A 15,644-nucleotide genomic window follows, 5' to 3' on the forward strand; every position below is an offset into this window, starting at 1 on the left:
GAGCAACATCATGAATGAAGAGCAAGGACAATGCCTGAAAAAAGAGCAGGGGCAAGCTTGGTTAATACGTGCACGGGTCTTGAGTTTCGATGCCGACCCCGGCGATGGCGACACACCACGAGAGGGTAGCATTGTCTATCACCAAGACGGTGCCCTGTGGTGGGCCGACGGTCGCATTCAGGGCGTCAGCGACTATCACGCCCTGGCCCCTCAACTGCCCGCCGATATTAGCGTCATCGACCAGCGTGACAAGCTGGTCATGCCAGGCTTTATTGACAGCCATGTTCACTACGTTCAGCTCGATATCATGGCCTCTTATGGCCGCCAATTGCTGGATTGGTTGAATGACTATACCTTTCCTGAAGAGTGCCGTTTCGCCCAGCGGGCGCATGCCGACAACATGGCCGACGCTTTTCTCAAAGAGTTGATGCGAGTCGGGACCACCACAGCCCAAGTGTTCTGCTCAAGCCATCCCAACTCGGTAGATGCTTTCTTCAGCGCCGCCCAACGCCGTGGCCTATGTATGCTCGCTGGCAAGGTGCTGATGGATCGCCACGCCCCCGAAGCACTTACCGATAAGACCCTCGGCGGCATTCGTGATACCGAGCGCCTGATCAGCGATTGGCATGGTACCGACCGCCTTGGCTACAGTGTTACGCCGCGCTTTGCTCCCACATCCACTCGCGCCCAGCTTGATGCCGCCGGCGGCCTGCTGCGCAACGATGAAAGCCTATGGCTGCAAACTCACTTATCGGAAAACCTCGGCGAGCTGGACTGGGTAGCCGAGCTGTTTCCAGAAAGCCGTGACTATCTTGAGGTTTACGAGCAGTCCGGCCTGGTTGGGCCACGCAGCACCTTTGCCCATGGCATTCATCTGGACAATGGCATGCGCAAGCGGCTTGCTGAACGCAGTGCCAATATTGCTTTTTGCCCCAGCTCTAACCTCTTCCTTGGTAGCGGCTTGTTCGACCGCCACGCCGCCCATGAAAGCGGGTTAAATCTAACCCTGGCCAGCGATATTGGTGCTGGCACCGATCTTTCCGGGTTAGCGACTCTCAAGGCAGGCTATCAAGTAGGACAACTGCTCGGCCAGCCGCTGACGGCTTGGGCAGGCTTTCACGCCCTGACCAGAGGCAATGCCGTATCCCTATCGCTAGATGACCGTATCGGCCGTTTCGCACCAGGCATGGATGCCGATTTTGTAGTTATCGACCTGTCCGCCTCACCGCTGATGGCACGACGTATGGCACGATGCGAAAGTTTGGCAGAGGAGTTATTCACTTTAATGATGCTAGGCGACGACCGCGCTATCTTCGAAACCTGGGCTGGAGGACGTCTACAGCACCGACGTCAAAATTGAGGAGAAAATCAACTAGGAGGGGGCTAAAAAGCAGCGAAGCCCCCTCACCCTGCTAGCAGGTTCGGAGGCCATCCAAAAAGCCATGTTCAGCGGCCAACAGAATGCATATTGAGAGGTGCTCTGTTGTACTAAAACATTACTCTAAACCTAATACATCCTGCATATCGTAACGGCCATGCGCTTTATCAGCGACCCAGCGTGCAGCGCGAACCGCGCCTTTAGCAAAGGTCATACGGCTGGAGGCTTTATGGGTAATTTCGATACGCTCGCCTTCAGTAGCAAACATCACCGTGTGTTCGCCAACAATGTCGCCAGCGCGCACGGTGGCAAAACCGATCTCTTTGTCGGTGCGCGGGCCACACTGACCTACCCGTTCATAGACCCCGTGCTCTTTTAACGTGCGGCCAATACTCTCCGCGACCACTTCACCCATCTTAATCGCCGTGCCAGAAGGTGCATCCACTTTATGACGATGGTGCGCTTCAATGACTTCAATATCGTAGCCTTCATCACCGAGGGCTTTTGCAGCAGTCTCAAGCAGCTTGAGGGTCAGGTTAACGCCGACACTCATATTAGGCGCGAACACCATGGCCACTTTATCGCGATAGCTGTCCAGCTCGGCCAGTTCGTCATCGCTCATGCCAGTAGTGCCAATCACAATGCCCTTGCCGTGCTCGGCGCAGAATGCCAAATTTGCCAGGGTTACCTGCGGCGCGGTGAAATCGATTAGAACATCGAAGTCGTCCACAATCGCATCGAGAGAATCGACTGCTACCACGCCGCGTTTGCCAACGCCTGCCAGCTCACCAATGTCCGCACCCGCTAAGGAACTACCTGGCTCAACAATGCCGCCTGCTAGCGAGGTATCTGCCTGCTGTTCTACCGCATTTACTAACGTGCGGCCCATACGGCCAGCGACGCCTACAATGGCAATTCGGGTCATGAGAACTCCTGCGCGAGCGCCGTTCGGCACCAAGCTTGATATGAGAAAAACAAGGATAAAAAAGTGGTCGAAATTATAACAGACCCCTCTTAATGATGCGGCGCTTGCTTAAGGCAGTGCACACGCTGCTTCAAGCCGACTAGTTCTCCCAAACAATTTCCAGCGGCTCGTCTTTTGCCATGCGCATGAGGTGACTTTCCACCACCCCCTCTAGCTGATCAAGATGCTCTTCTTCCAAGGTTTCAAGGGAAACAATCAAGCGATCTGCCTCGACATGCATTAGGCAGGTGCCGCTGGCAAATATGATTTTGGCATCTTGCTCGTTATGTTCGACCTCAAGCTTATGCGCCCAATGCTTGCACAAGCGGTTTATCAAGCGCTCGCCAGAAGGCGTTACGATTTCGGCACGGGATAAAGGCATCGTGTTTTCTCCACAAAGATAGTGAGTTAGCTCTTACTAGCGTAATCCTCACAATAGAAATCGCAAAGCAAGAAATGAGAATCCCTTGCAACAGCATGTTTCTGTTCAGGGAAACGCTTATTGTCGAACAAGCCGTTTAATCCGGCGACCTTCTAGCGTAGCTAGCCCCACCCCACTCAGCAGCAGCGGCAGTGCCAACAAAAAGCCACTTGAAACCGGCAGGCCAAACAACAGCCAATCTGCCAACACAGGCCACACCAGCGCGATGTATTCGAATGGCGCTAGGCGTGACGCTTCGGCGTAACGTAGCGCCAGCGTCATCGCTATATGGGCCGAGCCGCCAAACAAACCAGAAAGCACTAACAACCACACCACATCCCCCTTAAGCGGTGCCCAGCCCAAGGGCAGCGTTGCCAACCCTGCTAACGCAGAGACCAGAATAAAATAGAAGGCAATGGAACCCGCCGTTTCAGTGCGTGAAATGCGCCGAACGGTCAGCAGTGCCCCAGCGGTTAATAACGCACTTAGTGCCCCTAGCACATAGCCAGCCAGCTGCCCTTGCTCGCGACTGGCTTCAAGCCCAGGCAGCACCAGCACCGCCACCCCAGCTAACGCCAACGCAATAGCACCCGCCCGATAAAGCGAGAAGCGCTCCCCCAGCAACAAGACACCACCCAACGCCATAAACACGGGCGTTAGCTGGGCTAGCAGCGTTGTTTCAGCAACAGGTAACAACGCCACCGCCGCGAACGACGCGAACATTGCCGCCGCCCCAAGCCCAGAGCGCAACGCATGACCCAGTGGACGGCGCGTCGCCAATCCCTGCGGAAACTCGCGACGAAGCATCAAAAAAACAACAATCGGCAACAGCGCAAATAGCGAGCGGAAAAACACCGACTGCCCTACCGGCACCTCATCACTCACCGCTTTAATACACACCAACATACCGGTAAACAGCACGCCGGAAAGCACCCGCAGCCCAATGCCCAACCCAGGGCGAGACTCTTGATCCGCCAGCATTTGCCCTCGTCCTTATGTGCAAATAATCCACGCTTTAAAAGGGTACCGGTTAACAATCAAACGATAAGCCCATCAGGCAGGCTATTTTACACTAAGCAACACAATGGCTGAGGAGTAGCAACCAACAAAAAACGCCCCGGCACTTTGGGGTGCCGGGGCGCTGATCATGCGGTGAAGTGAATCGCCGTTACGGCTTCATCTCTTCAAAAAACTTCTTCACGCTGTCGAAGAAACCTGTTTTCTTCGGCGAGTGGCTGTGGCTATTGCTGCCGTCAAAGCTCTCTTGCAACTGACGAAGCAGGTCTTTCTGCTCGTCATTGAGATTGACCGGCGTCTCCAGCACCACTTTGCAAAGCAAGTCGCCAGGAGCGCCACCACGTACCGGTTTCACACCTTTACCGCGCAGCCTGAAGAGTTTGCCGGTTTGAGTTTCCGGTGGAATCTTCAGCTTCACACGGCCGTCTAGCGTGGGTACTTCTAGCTCCCCACCTAATGCAGCGTCAACAAAGTTGATCGGCACGTCACATTGTAGGTGTTTGCCATCGCGCTGGAAGATGTGGTGTGGCTTGATCGACACCTGAACATACAGGTCACCAGGCGGGCCACCGTTGATACCACTTTCACCTTCGCCATTTAGACGAATGCGATCTCCAGTATCTACACCCGGCGGAATCTTCACTGACAACGTGCGTGTTTCCCGCACACGGCCTTCGCCGTTACATTTGTGGCACGGCACTTTGATGTGCTGGCCACTGCCGTGACAGGTTGGGCAGGTTTGCTGAACCGCGAAGAAACCTTGCTGCATACGCACTTGGCCGTGGCCATGGCACGTGGGGCAGGTCTCTTTACTAGAACCTGGCTCGGCGCCTTCACCATCGCAGCGGTCACATTCGATATGGCGTGGCACACGGATATCAACGGTCGTGCCGGAAACGGCGTTTTCCAGATCCAGCTCTAAGTTGTAGCGCAGATCACTGCCACGCGCGGGGGCGTTAGGGCCACGACGACGGCCACCACCGCCACCAAAGATATCGCCAAACACATCGCCGAAGATGTCGCTGAAGTCGCCAGCACCACCACCGCCGAACCCGCCACCGCCAAAGCCGCCACCTTGGCCGTCAACACCAGCGTGACCAAACTGGTCATACGCCGCGCGCTTTTCGCCATCGCTTAAGACTTCGTACGCTTCTGACACCTCACGGAATTTTTCCGCTGCAGTGTTATCGTCCGGGTTTCGATCAGGGTGGAATTTTTGCGCCAAGCGGCGGTAGGCCTTTTTGATCTCTTTCTGATCGGCCCCTTTTTCGACACCCAGGACTTCGTAATAATCGCGTTTGGACATGGGTCCTACGCCTCCTGGTTAGCTACGCACTTAATTAGGCGTCTGCTGCGGAAACAGCAACGCGGGAGTTGTCTCCCGCGTCACCGCATTCCTTAGCAGATAGAGGTGATTTACTGCTTCTTCTTGTCGTCGTTGACTTCTTCGTACTCAGCGTCAACCACGTCATCCTCTGGCTTGGTGCTAGCATTTTCAGCACTTTCGCCATCCGCCTGCTGAGCAGCTTCTGCCTGCTCGGCGTACATTTTCTGCGCTAACTGGCCAGACACTTCGGTCAGCGCGTCCAGTTTCTGCTGGATGTTATCCTGCTCGTCAGTCTTCACCGCTTCTTCCAGCTCGCTGATCGCAGTCTCGATGGCTTGTTTCTCGTCATCGGTCGCTTTATCGCCCGCTTCCTGCACGGTTTTGCGAGTAGCGTGAATCATGCCATCTGCTTGGTTACGCAGTTGCACAAGCGCTTCGAACTTTTTGTCTTCGTCGGCGTGAGCTTCCGCATCGCGAACCATTTGCTCGATCTCTTCATCCGTGAGACCGCTGGACGCTTTAATGACGATAGACTGCTCTTTACCGGTTGCCTTATCTTTGGCCGATACGTTCAGAATGCCGTTAGCATCCAGATCGAAGGCCACTTCAATTTGCGGCACACCGCGCGGCGCTGTCGGAATATCTGCAAGGTCAAAACGACCCAGCGATTTATTCTGCGCAACTTGCTTACGCTCACCCTGAACGACGTGAATCGTCACTGCCGTTTGGTTGTCATCCGCCGTGGAGAAGGTTTGCGTCTTCTTCGTGGGGATGGTGGTGTTTTTGTCGATCAGCGGCGTCATTACGCCACCCAGAGTTTCAATACCCAGGGTCAGCGGCGTCACGTCTAGCAGTAGGACGTCTTTAACGTCGCCACCAAGAACACCGCCCTGAATCGCCGCACCAACAGCAACCGCTTCATCTGGGTTTACATCTTTACGTGCTTCTTTGCCAAAGAAATCAGCTGCTTTCTTCTGCACCATCGGCATGCGTGTCTGACCACCGACCAGAATCACTTCGTCGATTTCAGACGCAGACAAGCCAGCATCTTTCAGCGCCATTTTGCACGGGTCGAGCGAACGCTGTACCAGATCTTCAACCAGCGATTCCAGCTTGGCACGCGTCACCTTCACATTAAGGTGTTTCGGGCCAGTGTTGTCAGCGGTGATGTACGGCAGATTAACGTCTGTCTGCTGGGCACTGGAAAGCTCAATTTTGGCTTTCTCGGCCGCTTCTTTCAGGCGCTGCATAGCGAGGTTGTCGCCAGACAGATCCATACCGCTATCCGCTTTAAACTGGTCAACTAGGTAGTTGATCAGCGCTAAGTCGAAGTCTTCGCCGCCCAGGAAGGTGTCACCATTGGTGGCCAACACTTCAAACTGGGTTTCGCCGTCAACGTCTGCCACTTCGATAATAGAAATATCGAAAGTACCGCCACCCAGGTCGTATACCGCGATGGTTTTATCACCACGGGATTTGTCCATACCGTAGGCCAATGCTGCTGCGGTTGGCTCGTTAATGATGCGTTTAACATCTAGACCGGCGATACGGCCCGCATCTTTAGTGGCTTGGCGCTGGCTGTCATTAAAATAAGCCGGTACGGTGATGACGGCTTCTGTGACCGCTTCACCGAGATAGTCTTCGGCGGTTTTCTTCATTTTCTTCAGCACTTCCGCGCTTACCTGCGGCGGCGCCATTTTCTTGCCTTTTACTTCAACCCAAGCATCACCGTTGTCTGCTTCAGTGATTTTGTAAGGCACCATTTTGATGTCTTTTTGTACGACATCATCTTTGAAGCGACGGCCAATCAGGCGCTTGATCGCGTAAAGGGTGTTCTCAGGGTTGGTGACAGCCTGACGTTTTGCCGCCTGACCTACCAGCGTCTCACCATCGTCGGTGTAAGCAATAATGGAAGGCGTAGTACGACCACCTTCGGCATTTTCAATGACTTTAGCGCTGTCACCATCGAGCACTGCCACACAAGAGTTGGTGGTGCCCAGATCGATACCAATAATGCGTCCCATAGCAAAAACCTCGAATTCGGTTGTTACAAAACTGATGTTTGAAAGCTGATGTCAAAAAATCTGCTTTTTTGAAACTTAAAGCGTCTGCGGGTTTTCCCGCGGGTTGCCCTTTATTTGGGGGCCGCTTGCAGCATTTCAAGGGGCTTTTTTTTGCTTTGCGTCAGCCAGTGCTTAATTGGCTTTTTGGCTGACCACCACCATCGCCGGGCGAACAAGGCGTCCGTTAAGCAAATAACCCTTCTGCATCACTTCCATGACGGTATTGGGTTCAAGCTCGGGATTCGGCACCATCGCCATCGCTTCGTGAACCTGCGGGTCGAAGGGTTCACCCTGAGGTTCAACGCTTTCCACGCCAAATTTATTCAATACGCCTAACTGCATTTTGAGGGTCATGGAAACGCCCTCACGATGTACGTCAGAGGCTCCGTCTTCCATGCTCTCTAAGGCTTTTTCCAGACTATCAACAACGGGCAATAGCTCTTTAACAAATTTTTCTAAAGCAAATTTGCGCGCTTTTTCAGCTTCTTGCTCAGCCCGGCGACGCACGTTTTGAGCTTCAGCAGCGGCACGTAGCGCTTGGTCTTTAGCTTCCGCCAAGCTCTGCTCAAGCTCCTCCACCTGAGCGGCCAGCATATCGGCTTCTGGGTTTCCCACTTCGCCTTCTAGCGCGGCATCTTCCTCGATTAACCCTTCCAGTTCGCCCTCGACCAGGCGCTCTTCAGCCGCTTGCTCGGTGACTTCTGCCTCTTGCTCTTGGCGGGCCAGCTCATCTTCTAATGGGGTTTGCGGTTCTTTTGCCATGCCTAGCTCCTGAAAAATATGCAGCGGTGGCATTGACGGCCACCTCGGTTAAGTAACGAGTATTAACCACGTATGAACGCTATATGGGGGCCATAAAAGCCATCTCAAGAGGGGCATTGAAGTGAGTTATAGACTACTGTATAAAACAACAATTATTGGATAAGTATCCAGCTTCTGTGCCGCACTGCCTCAGGAGGCCTTAATGCTTACGCAGCTAGCAATCCAAGATTACGCTATTGTCGACCGCCTTGAACTCGACCTAACCCGCGGTATGACGGCGATCACCGGGGAAACTGGGGCAGGCAAATCGATTCTACTCGGTGCTCTTGGCCTATGTTTAGGTGAGCGTGCCGACGCCGGCAGTGTACGTCACGGACGTGAACGCACCGACCTTTCCGCTCGTTTTGATATTCAACACCTGCCCGCTGCCACTGAGTGGTTGACTGCTCGTGAGCTGCCTGCTGAAGAGTGCTTGCTGCGTCGTGTGGTCACAGCCAGCGGTCGCTCTAAAGCATGGATCAATGGCCACCCTGCCACCATCGCTGACCTAAAATCGCTGGGCGAACAGCTGATTCAAATCCACGGCCAGCATGCTCATCAGGCACTAATGCGTGAAGAAACTCACCTTGCCTTGCTAGATGATTATGCCGGGCTACGCGAGCGCAGCCAGCAATTGGCTGAAACGTTCCGCGAGTGGCGCAGCGCCCGTCGGCGATTAAAAAAGCTCAGCGAAGAAGGTAGCGAAGTTGAGGCAAAACGCCAGCTGTTGCGCTATCAAGTAGAGGAGCTAGATCAACTGGGATTAGCAGAGGGAGAGCTGCAAACGCTAGAAGAAGAGCAGCACACTCTGGCCCATGCGGAAGAGACACTGCGTGAAACCCAGTTTGCAGCCGACTGCTGCGCTAGCGATGAGGGCGGCGCCCTTTTGTTACTGAACCAAGCTTATACTCATTTAAGCGCCCTACCCGGTAGTGACAAAGGCACACTGGCCAATACTTTGGCCATGCTCAGCGATGCGCGCATTCAAGTGGAGGAAGCCTCCAGCGAACTTAGTCGTCTCGCCAGCACTACCGAGCTTGATCCAGAGCGCTTGGCCTGGGTAGAGGAACGTTTGGGCGACGTCCATCGTATTGCCCGCAAACACCACGTTGCTCCAGAAGAGATTTGCGCACTGCATGCCCAGCTCAGCCAGGAAGTCGAACTTCTAGAGGCCAGCGACGACGACTTGGAGTCGCTAAGCAACCAAGTCGCCGAATACCGCGAGCGCTATCGCAGTGATGCCAAACAACTAAGCGAAGCGCGACAAAAGGCTGCCGTTCGCTTAGGCAAAGAAGTGCAACAACAGCTGGGTTTCCTGGCCATGGGTAAAGCACGCTTTGAAGTCGACGTTACTCCGCGTGAAACGCCTACACCGGAAGGCCTGGACCACGTCCACTTCCTGATTAGCGCGAACCCAGGTCAGCCCGCCAGGCCGTTAACCAAAGTGGCGTCGGGCGGTGAGTTATCGCGCATCAGTCTTGCCATTCAGGTGGTGGCCGCCTCCCACTCCACTATTCCCAGCCTAGTCTTCGATGAAGTGGACGTGGGTATCTCGGGAGCGACGGCCGAAATTGTTGGTCAATTGCTACGTAAGCTCGGCGAAAACGGTCAAGTAATGACCGTCACCCACCTGCCCCAGGTGGCTGCACAGGCGCATCAGCACCTGCATATTGAAAAACGCGCCAAACGGGATAGCACGCTGACTCATATGGCGCTGCTGGATGAGCACGGTCGGATTAGTGAACTCGCCCGCATGCTAGGCGGTGTAACCCTGTCTGATCAAACACTCGCCCACGCCAGAGAAATGCTTCACGCTAGCCAGCGACCTCCGCACTAAGCACTTTTTCAATCGCCAAACGTTAGCAAACACCAAAACCATAAAAAACGCCCCCAGGGCGCGAATGAATCATCACTCGCACCCTGGGGACGTTTTATTTAGCGCGACTATTTTTTGTTTGTGGGGCCGCTGTCCTGTCGCGTTACGTCCGACCCACGGGGGCGTACGTAAAGCACCAGGGCATGGTCCACAAGTTCATAGCCGTGCTCTTCGGCGATCTCTTGCTGACGACGCTCGATGATTTCATCGACGAACTCAATGATTTCACCACTTTCTAAACACACCATATGGTCGTGGTGGTCTTCTTGAGTCATCTCGAACACCGCATGGCCACCATCAAAATTATGACGGATCACCAATCCTGCTGACTCAAACTGAGTCAGCACGCGGTACACGGTAGCCAAGCCAACATCCTCACCCGCATCAATCAGTGTTTTGTACACTTCTTCTGCGCTAAGGTGGTGTTGACCCGAAGCATTTTCGAGAATCTGCAGGATCTTGACGCGCGGCAGGGTCACTTTCAGCCCGGCTTTGCGCAGTTCATGGTTCTGATCGGCCATGGTTGCTCTTCGCAGTAACAGGTTAGGTCGGGTATGATCGACCGAAACCACGATAGTGAAGAATAGGCTCAAATGCAAAAATTGACTCGTATCATTACTCTTTCCGTTGCCCTAACCGTTGTTAGCGGCTGCAGCTACGTTGGCGTTTACAAGCGTGACATCCCCCAGGGCAACTTGGTGACCGAAGAAATGGTCAGCCAATTACAGCCAGGAATGACCCAAGAACAAGTTACTTATGTAATGGGTCGCCCGCTGCTGGAAGCCCCCTTTGACACACGGGAGTGGGATTACGTTTATCGTCTTGATAAAGCATACGCGGGTGTCGAACAGCGACGTGTGACCCTCACGTTCGACAACGCAGGGCGTTTAGTAAACGTTGAACAACAAGGTGATTTCTCTGGTGATCTGCCGATCAGCAGAGATACCGGTGCAGGCCCTGCAACAGAAACAGCAGACCCAATCACCGGCATCGCTACTCCTAGTCAGCGAGCACCGACGCCAGCAAATGCGCCAGCGCCTCAGCCAGTGATGTCTTCCGAGTAATTTACTCGCCTTTGGCTTGACGCTTTGCCCGCTCCAGGCGGGCAGCTTTGGGGTCTATCTCTAATGGGCGATATACCTCAACGCGGTCGCCTGGACGCAGTACCTCTTTTTCAGGCTGGCGTAGCGCTTTACCAAAAATCCCTAGCGGTGCCTGCTCAAAGGTGTCACTGGGGATCTCGGGAAACAGACTTGGAAGGTCTGCCATCATGACGGCTTGACGCGCAGTCGTACCTTGATGCGCCTCTAAGGCCACTAGGCGCTGTTTGTGCGGCAAAGCAAAGGCTACCTCCACCGCAAACGTATCAGCGGCCATAACGCTCGTCAGCGCGTTTAGTGAAGGCATCGACAAGCTGCCCTGCAATTTGCTGGAATAATTTGCCAAACGCCATGCTAAGCAAGCGATTGGCAAACACAAACTCCATTTCCAAGCTGACTTTGCAGGCGTCCTCCCCCATGGGGATAAACAGCCAACGCCCTTTAAGCTGCTTGAACGGCCCTTTTACTAACGACAGCTCAATCCGCTCAGGTGCATATAAATCATTTCGAGTAGTGATTGTTTGTTCCACACCCGCACGTCCAAGGGTCATCTCGCCGATCAGATGTTCCTCGTCATGCTCTAGCAGGCGCGCACGGCGACACCCCGGCAGGAACTCGGGATAGCGTTCGAAGTCATTAACCAGATCGAACATTTGTTGGGGGGTGTGCCGCACCAAGGCGGTACGATTAACGGTTGGCATTGACCTCTCCGCTGACTTCACAGTGCCCAAAGCGTATCATGGGAAACATTTTTGTAGACCTAGAATGGTATCACGCCTCCCCACATAACGAAGGGGGTGCTACTGACAGATCAACGATGAGGTTCCATGGCCACTAAGAAAGGTAACAGTAAGGGCCCTAGCAGCAGCGTTATTGCCCAAAACAAGAAAGCTCGGTTTGAGTACCATATCAACGAAACCTTAGAAGCAGGTTTGGTACTCGCGGGCTGGGAAGTTAAAAGCCTTCGCGCTGGTAAAGCACAGCTTACCGACACCTATATTTTGGTTCGTAACGGCGAGGCTTTTTTACTAGGTAGCCATATCATGCCGCTTAATACGGCAAGCACTCACGAAATTGCTGACCCGACGCGCACGCGTAAGTTGCTTCTGCACCGTAAGGAAATTGCCAAAATTTTCTCGGTGACTCAGGACAAAGGCCACACTTGCGTTCCGCTCAAACTCTATTGGAAACGCAATAAGGTGAAGTGTGAGCTTGCGCTGGTGACCGGCAAACAGCTACATGACAAGCGCGCCACCGAAAAGGATCGCGACTGGAGCCGTCAGAAAGGTCGGATAATGCGGGAACATAACAAGGCATAACTGGTCAATTGGCTGTGAGCACGTTAGAATGCTCACCTGTAGTTAGGGGGCGACATGGTTTCGACGCCGGTGACAACCCTTGCGGTGCATGCCGAGAGCGTGATGTATCTCGTAAATCCCACATCACGAAAAATAGTCGCAAATGACGAAAACTACGCTCAAGGCGCGCTAGCAGCTTAAACACTGTTAGCTTCTTGTCTGGCCCAAAGGTGATGTGCCTATTCATCACTGATGGGATACGAGCTAAAGCTGATAGGACCGCGGTTGGTGGTGTCTTCTCATCAATCGTTAAACTTAGAAGGCTCGCGTGGCTGAATCCTGATCGTCGGAGTCAGTTGCGTTAAAGCAAATGACGAAATCTAAGCATGTAGAGCCAATAGGCGCGTGCTGGCGGACGCGGGTTCAATTCCCGCCGCCTCCACCAGACACCCCTACAAATCAAGCACCTACGGGTGCTTTTTTTGTTTCTGTAAGTTGGTTAGCCCCGCTCTCCAAACGCCGCACTTTCCCCGGAGCTAACCACGTTGTAGCGCTAGGTTCTTGAGCAATTGATTTATTGTTATAATATAACATATCATTAACTGCGATTAATTCTAACGCTTAAGGGAATACACCTGTGTCACGCTCCTTATTTCTGCTTACACCGCTTGCCACTGCTCTGTTTATTAGCTCCTCTGCCTATGCAGATGATCATCATCATGGGCACGACCACGGCCATGATCATTCTGGTCATGCTCATGAGCACGACGCCTATGAACATAGCAATTATGAACATAGCGACGCTGAAAACAGCATCAACGTTTCCTTAGTTGTGGAAGGCATCTACCACAATCGTTTTTCAGGAGATGCAAACTCGCCTGCAGGTTTTAGCCATGGGCACGAAAGCGGTCACGATCATGAAGAAGAACACGACCACAGCAGCCATAGCCATGATCTCGACAATGGATTTAACCTGGGACACTCTGAAGTTGCCATCGAAGGGCAAACCGCCCACATTGAGGGCAAGGCCGTTGTTTCGCTAACAGAAGACGATATCACGCTGGAAGAGGCTTTTATTGCGACGCGTACGCTGCCTAACGGGCTGCGCTTACAAGCCGGTAAATTTCTTTCTGATATAGGCTACATCAACAGCCGACACCCTCACGCTTGGGATTTTGTTGAGCGCCCACTGGTCAATGAGTATTTGTTTGGAGAGCATGGTCTGCTCGATACAGGCCTACAACTAACCTGGTCACCCAACAGCACCTGGACGTTGGGTAGCGAGCTGTTTCAAGGCGAGGGAGAAGGCTTCAGCCGCTTTGATGAAGGGGGCTATGAAGATCGCACCAGTGGCCCTCGCGTGGGCACGCTCTTCGCTAAATACCGCCCAGATCTCGGTGCGAATAAACAGCTAACGCTGGGAACGTCTGCGGGCATGAACCGTCAGTATGTGCGTGTCGATGATCATGGCCACCACGCCCATACTGCTGAAGGCGACAACTGGTTTGCAGGCTTAGATGCACGGTTTAACTACGATGCGGAGCAGCCCGGCTACCAGGGCAACTGGCAACTAGGTGCGGAATACTTCTATAGCGAACGTGACTTGCAGGAGCATGTGCAACACCATGATCACTTCCATGCACACGATCACTACACTGAGCAACAAGATGGTGCTTACATCGACGCTATTTACGGTCTTGCTCCACGCTGGGAAGTCGGTCTTCGCGCAGAGGCATTAGGGTTAACCAATAAGGTGATGGGCACTCATCCTACCGCGATCGTTTCAGAGGAAACTTCGTGGCGACAAAGCGCGCAGCTTACTTGGCATGTGCGCGATAACATGTTCGTGCGCACGCAACTGACTCGCGAAGACTTTGCAGGGCATGATGAACAGTGGGTAGGAATGGTTCAGTTCAACGCAACGTTTGGCAGTCATGCAGGACATAATCACTAGCTAAATGGCGATGATAAAGAGCCCGTCTCATATTTATGAGACGGGCGCCCCCTTGCTTGCACCACTGCATGACGTCAATTAACCACCAGCCAACGTGAACCGCGATGCGCTGAAAGGACTAATATTCAACTGACTATCACGACCTTGCAGCATGTCGGCTACCAAGCGCCCCGTCGTGGCGCCTATTGTTAGCCCCAATTGCCCATGACCAAAAGCCATCGCCACGTTTTCAAGCAATGGCGACTTATCAATCACAGGCTTGGTGTCTGGCAAGAAAGGACGCCAGCCAGCGCCAAACTCCATACCTGCCGTATTCAGCGATGGCAGTATCGTCTTGGCTTTTTCAAGAATGATCTCCGCGCGTTTGAAGTTCGGTTCAGCATGATTGCCAGCGAATTCAATCGTGCCGCCGATCTGTAGTCCTCGCTCCATAGGAATCAGACCAAAGCCGCCGTCAGCATAAAAAGTGGCGTGGGTTAAGTCGACACCAGGGTTGGGTAGCAATACCTGATAGCCGCCGACCTTAATCAACGGCACCTTAATGCCCAGTGTTTCAAAAAACGCCGAACTTCCGTTGCCAGCGGCGACCACCACCTGCTCAGCTGGCTGCATCTCACCGCTAGCCAATGTCACACCAACGGCACGACTCCCCTGGCTCTCGATGCGCGCCACACTCCCCTGAACAAGTGTGCCACCCTGCTCTACAAAGCTATGGGTGAGTTCGGTGAGGAAGGTTTCGGTATCGCACACCGTACGCCAATCCGACAGCAACAAACCGTGAGAAAAACGTCCCGCTAACGCCGGCTCCATGGCGGCAATCTGTTCGGCATTTAGCGTTTCGGAAACAAACCCTAGCGCGCGGCGTAGCTCTACATAAGTTTGCTCATGGGCCAGCCCAGCCGCATCGTCAAACAGTTCAAGGGTTGGATGGTGGCCAATCAGATCGTCACGGCGGCACTTCGCTAATAAGGGTTCATAATCCTGAAAGGCGCAGCGCGTTAAGGACGCTAACTCATGGGCAATAGTGTCGATACGCGAACGCCGCGCATGGGTCATAAAACGCAGCATCCAAGGCAGCAGTCCTGGTAATGCCGATGGCCGCAGTGCCAGCGGCCCCTTTTGATCCAGCAACCACCCTGGCACTTTTTTAATAATACCTGGCTTGGATTGGGGAATAATTTCGCTAACCGCTATCTGCCCGCAGCTCCATTTAGCGGTACTATCACCAGCCATAGCAGGCTCTATGAGCATTACGTTAAGCCCTTCTTTTTGCAGATATAGGGCACAGCAAATACCAACGATTCCGCCACCGATTACCACGGTTGGATGCGTTGTCGTCATTATTATCCTCCTGGTTCTATTCAGGCATGCCTGCAAGCAAACCCAAGGCGCTAGTGATTCAGCTGCCGGCAGCAAAGCTTTAAAAAATACCTAGCTCAATAAAG

At 53.5% G+C, this 15,644-nt stretch carries 15 protein-coding genes and 1 other RNA gene; 6 read left to right on the plus strand and 10 right to left on the minus strand.

The window, feature by feature from the left end:
• Positions 1 to 10 precede the first annotated feature (10 nt).
• A complete protein-coding gene (gene guaD / locus L1X57_RS03995) occupies positions 11 to 1,360 on the plus strand; it encodes a guanine deaminase (RefSeq protein ID WP_234667937.1) in 1,350 nt (449 codons plus the stop codon).
• Between the two features lie 136 nt (positions 1,361 to 1,496).
• On the opposite strand, the gene dapB is transcribed toward guaD, so the two are convergent.
• From dapB to grpE, 6 genes are all read right to left on the minus strand, one after another.
• Entirely contained in the window at positions 1,497 to 2,303 is an 807-nt protein-coding gene (gene dapB / locus L1X57_RS04000) for a 4-hydroxy-tetrahydrodipicolinate reductase (protein ID WP_009723755.1), read from the minus strand.
• Between the two features lie 139 nt (positions 2,304 to 2,442).
• On the minus strand, positions 2,443 to 2,724 hold the full coding sequence (locus tag L1X57_RS04005; protein WP_009723756.1) for a DUF2218 domain-containing protein: 282 nt from the start codon (positions 2,722 to 2,724) through the stop codon (positions 2,443 to 2,445).
• Positions 2,725 to 2,841: 117 nt separating this feature from the next.
• Complete coding sequence (locus L1X57_RS04010; RefSeq protein WP_009723757.1) at positions 2,842 to 3,744, minus strand: DMT family transporter; 903 nt, start codon at positions 3,742 to 3,744, stop codon at positions 2,842 to 2,844.
• A gap of 187 nt (positions 3,745 to 3,931) precedes the next feature.
• On the minus strand, positions 3,932 to 5,086 hold the full coding sequence (gene dnaJ, locus L1X57_RS04015) for a molecular chaperone DnaJ (RefSeq protein ID WP_009723758.1): 1,155 nt from the start codon (positions 5,084 to 5,086) through the stop codon (positions 3,932 to 3,934).
• A 110-nt stretch (positions 5,087 to 5,196) separates the two neighbouring features.
• On the minus strand, positions 5,197 to 7,131 hold the full coding sequence (gene dnaK / locus L1X57_RS04020) for a molecular chaperone DnaK (protein WP_009723759.1): 1,935 nt from the start codon (positions 7,129 to 7,131) through the stop codon (positions 5,197 to 5,199).
• 171 nt (positions 7,132 to 7,302) lie between these two features.
• Positions 7,303 to 7,932, minus strand: coding sequence for a nucleotide exchange factor GrpE (gene grpE / locus L1X57_RS04025; RefSeq protein WP_039869357.1), 630 nt, complete (start codon positions 7,930 to 7,932; stop codon positions 7,303 to 7,305).
• A 202-nt stretch (positions 7,933 to 8,134) separates the two neighbouring features.
• Here grpE and recN point away from each other — a divergent pair, with 202 nt between their 5' ends.
• On the plus strand, positions 8,135 to 9,808 hold the full coding sequence (gene recN / locus L1X57_RS04030; RefSeq protein WP_009723761.1) for a DNA repair protein RecN: 1,674 nt from the start codon (positions 8,135 to 8,137) through the stop codon (positions 9,806 to 9,808).
• A 107-nt stretch (positions 9,809 to 9,915) separates the two neighbouring features.
• Here the strand turns inward: recN and fur are convergent, their stop codons facing one another.
• Positions 9,916 to 10,368: a ferric iron uptake transcriptional regulator gene (gene fur, locus L1X57_RS04035; protein WP_009723762.1), complete on the minus strand. Its 453-nt coding sequence runs from the start codon at positions 10,366 to 10,368 to the stop codon at positions 9,916 to 9,918.
• 72 nt (positions 10,369 to 10,440) lie between these two features.
• Between fur and L1X57_RS04040 the strand changes: the two genes are divergently transcribed.
• Positions 10,441 to 10,911 carry an outer membrane protein assembly factor BamE gene (locus tag L1X57_RS04040; protein ID WP_009723763.1) on the plus strand — a complete coding sequence of 157 codons (471 nt, stop codon included), beginning with the start codon at positions 10,441 to 10,443 and terminating at the stop codon, positions 10,909 to 10,911.
• Position 10,912: 1 nt separating this feature from the next.
• On the opposite strand, the gene L1X57_RS04045 is transcribed toward L1X57_RS04040, so the two are convergent.
• Complete coding sequence (locus tag L1X57_RS04045) at positions 10,913 to 11,224, minus strand: RnfH family protein (RefSeq protein ID WP_009723764.1); 312 nt, start codon at positions 11,222 to 11,224, stop codon at positions 10,913 to 10,915.
• Entirely contained in the window at positions 11,214 to 11,648 is a 435-nt protein-coding gene (locus tag L1X57_RS04050) for a type II toxin-antitoxin system RatA family toxin (RefSeq protein WP_009723765.1), read from the minus strand. The genes L1X57_RS04045 and L1X57_RS04050 overlap by 11 nt, the downstream gene beginning before the upstream one ends.
• Positions 11,649 to 11,774: 126 nt before the next feature.
• On the opposite strand from L1X57_RS04050, the gene smpB reads away from it, so the two are divergent.
• The 3 genes from smpB (at position 11,775) to L1X57_RS04065 (ending at position 14,199) form a co-directional block, all read left to right on the plus strand.
• The gene (gene smpB / locus L1X57_RS04055) at positions 11,775 to 12,266 is read left to right on the plus strand and encodes an SsrA-binding protein SmpB (RefSeq protein ID WP_009723766.1); all 492 of its coding nucleotides are present in this window, start codon (positions 11,775 to 11,777) and stop codon (positions 12,264 to 12,266) included.
• Positions 12,267 to 12,311: 45 nt separating this feature from the next.
• Positions 12,312 to 12,690, plus strand: a transfer-messenger RNA (tmRNA) gene (ssrA, locus tag L1X57_RS04060).
• A 192-nt stretch (positions 12,691 to 12,882) separates the two neighbouring features.
• Positions 12,883 to 14,199, plus strand: coding sequence for an outer membrane beta-barrel protein (locus tag L1X57_RS04065; protein WP_009723767.1), 1,317 nt, complete (start codon positions 12,883 to 12,885; stop codon positions 14,197 to 14,199).
• A gap of 78 nt (positions 14,200 to 14,277) precedes the next feature.
• On the opposite strand, the gene L1X57_RS04070 is transcribed toward L1X57_RS04065, so the two are convergent.
• Positions 14,278 to 15,540, minus strand: coding sequence for an NAD(P)/FAD-dependent oxidoreductase (locus L1X57_RS04070; protein ID WP_009723768.1), 1,263 nt, complete (start codon positions 15,538 to 15,540; stop codon positions 14,278 to 14,280).
• Between the last annotated feature and the right edge of the window lie 104 nt (positions 15,541 to 15,644).

Origin of the sequence: Halomonas sp. TD01 (assembly GCF_923868895.1) — a bacterium.
In the GTDB taxonomy this organism is placed as follows: Bacteria; Pseudomonadota; Gammaproteobacteria; order Pseudomonadales; family Halomonadaceae; genus Vreelandella.

Coding starts and splice junctions, on each gene's coding strand:
- guaD (WP_234667937.1), top strand. CDS start 11: ATGAATGAAGAGCAAGGACAATGCCTGAAAAAAGAGCAGGGGCAAGCT.
- dapB (WP_009723755.1), bottom strand. CDS start 2,303: ATGACCCGAATTGCCATTGTAGGCGTCGCTGGCCGTATGGGCCGCACG.
- L1X57_RS04005 (WP_009723756.1), bottom strand. CDS start 2,724: ATGCCTTTATCCCGTGCCGAAATCGTAACGCCTTCTGGCGAGCGCTTG.
- L1X57_RS04010 (WP_009723757.1), bottom strand. CDS start 3,744: ATGCTGGCGGATCAAGAGTCTCGCCCTGGGTTGGGCATTGGGCTGCGG.
- dnaJ (WP_009723758.1), bottom strand. CDS start 5,086: ATGTCCAAACGCGATTATTACGAAGTCCTGGGTGTCGAAAAAGGGGCC.
- dnaK (WP_009723759.1), bottom strand. CDS start 7,131: ATGGGACGCATTATTGGTATCGATCTGGGCACCACCAACTCTTGTGTG.
- grpE (WP_039869357.1), bottom strand. CDS start 7,932: ATGGCAAAAGAACCGCAAACCCCATTAGAAGATGAGCTGGCCCGCCAA.
- recN (WP_009723761.1), top strand. CDS start 8,135: ATGCTTACGCAGCTAGCAATCCAAGATTACGCTATTGTCGACCGCCTT.
- fur (WP_009723762.1), bottom strand. CDS start 10,368: ATGGCCGATCAGAACCATGAACTGCGCAAAGCCGGGCTGAAAGTGACC.
- L1X57_RS04040 (WP_009723763.1), top strand. CDS start 10,441: ATGCAAAAATTGACTCGTATCATTACTCTTTCCGTTGCCCTAACCGTT.
- L1X57_RS04045 (WP_009723764.1), bottom strand. CDS start 11,224: ATGGCCGCTGATACGTTTGCGGTGGAGGTAGCCTTTGCTTTGCCGCAC.
- L1X57_RS04050 (WP_009723765.1), bottom strand. CDS start 11,648: ATGCCAACCGTTAATCGTACCGCCTTGGTGCGGCACACCCCCCAACAA.
- smpB (WP_009723766.1), top strand. CDS start 11,775: ATGGCCACTAAGAAAGGTAACAGTAAGGGCCCTAGCAGCAGCGTTATT.
- L1X57_RS04070 (WP_009723768.1), bottom strand. CDS start 15,540: ATGACGACAACGCATCCAACCGTGGTAATCGGTGGCGGAATCGTTGGT.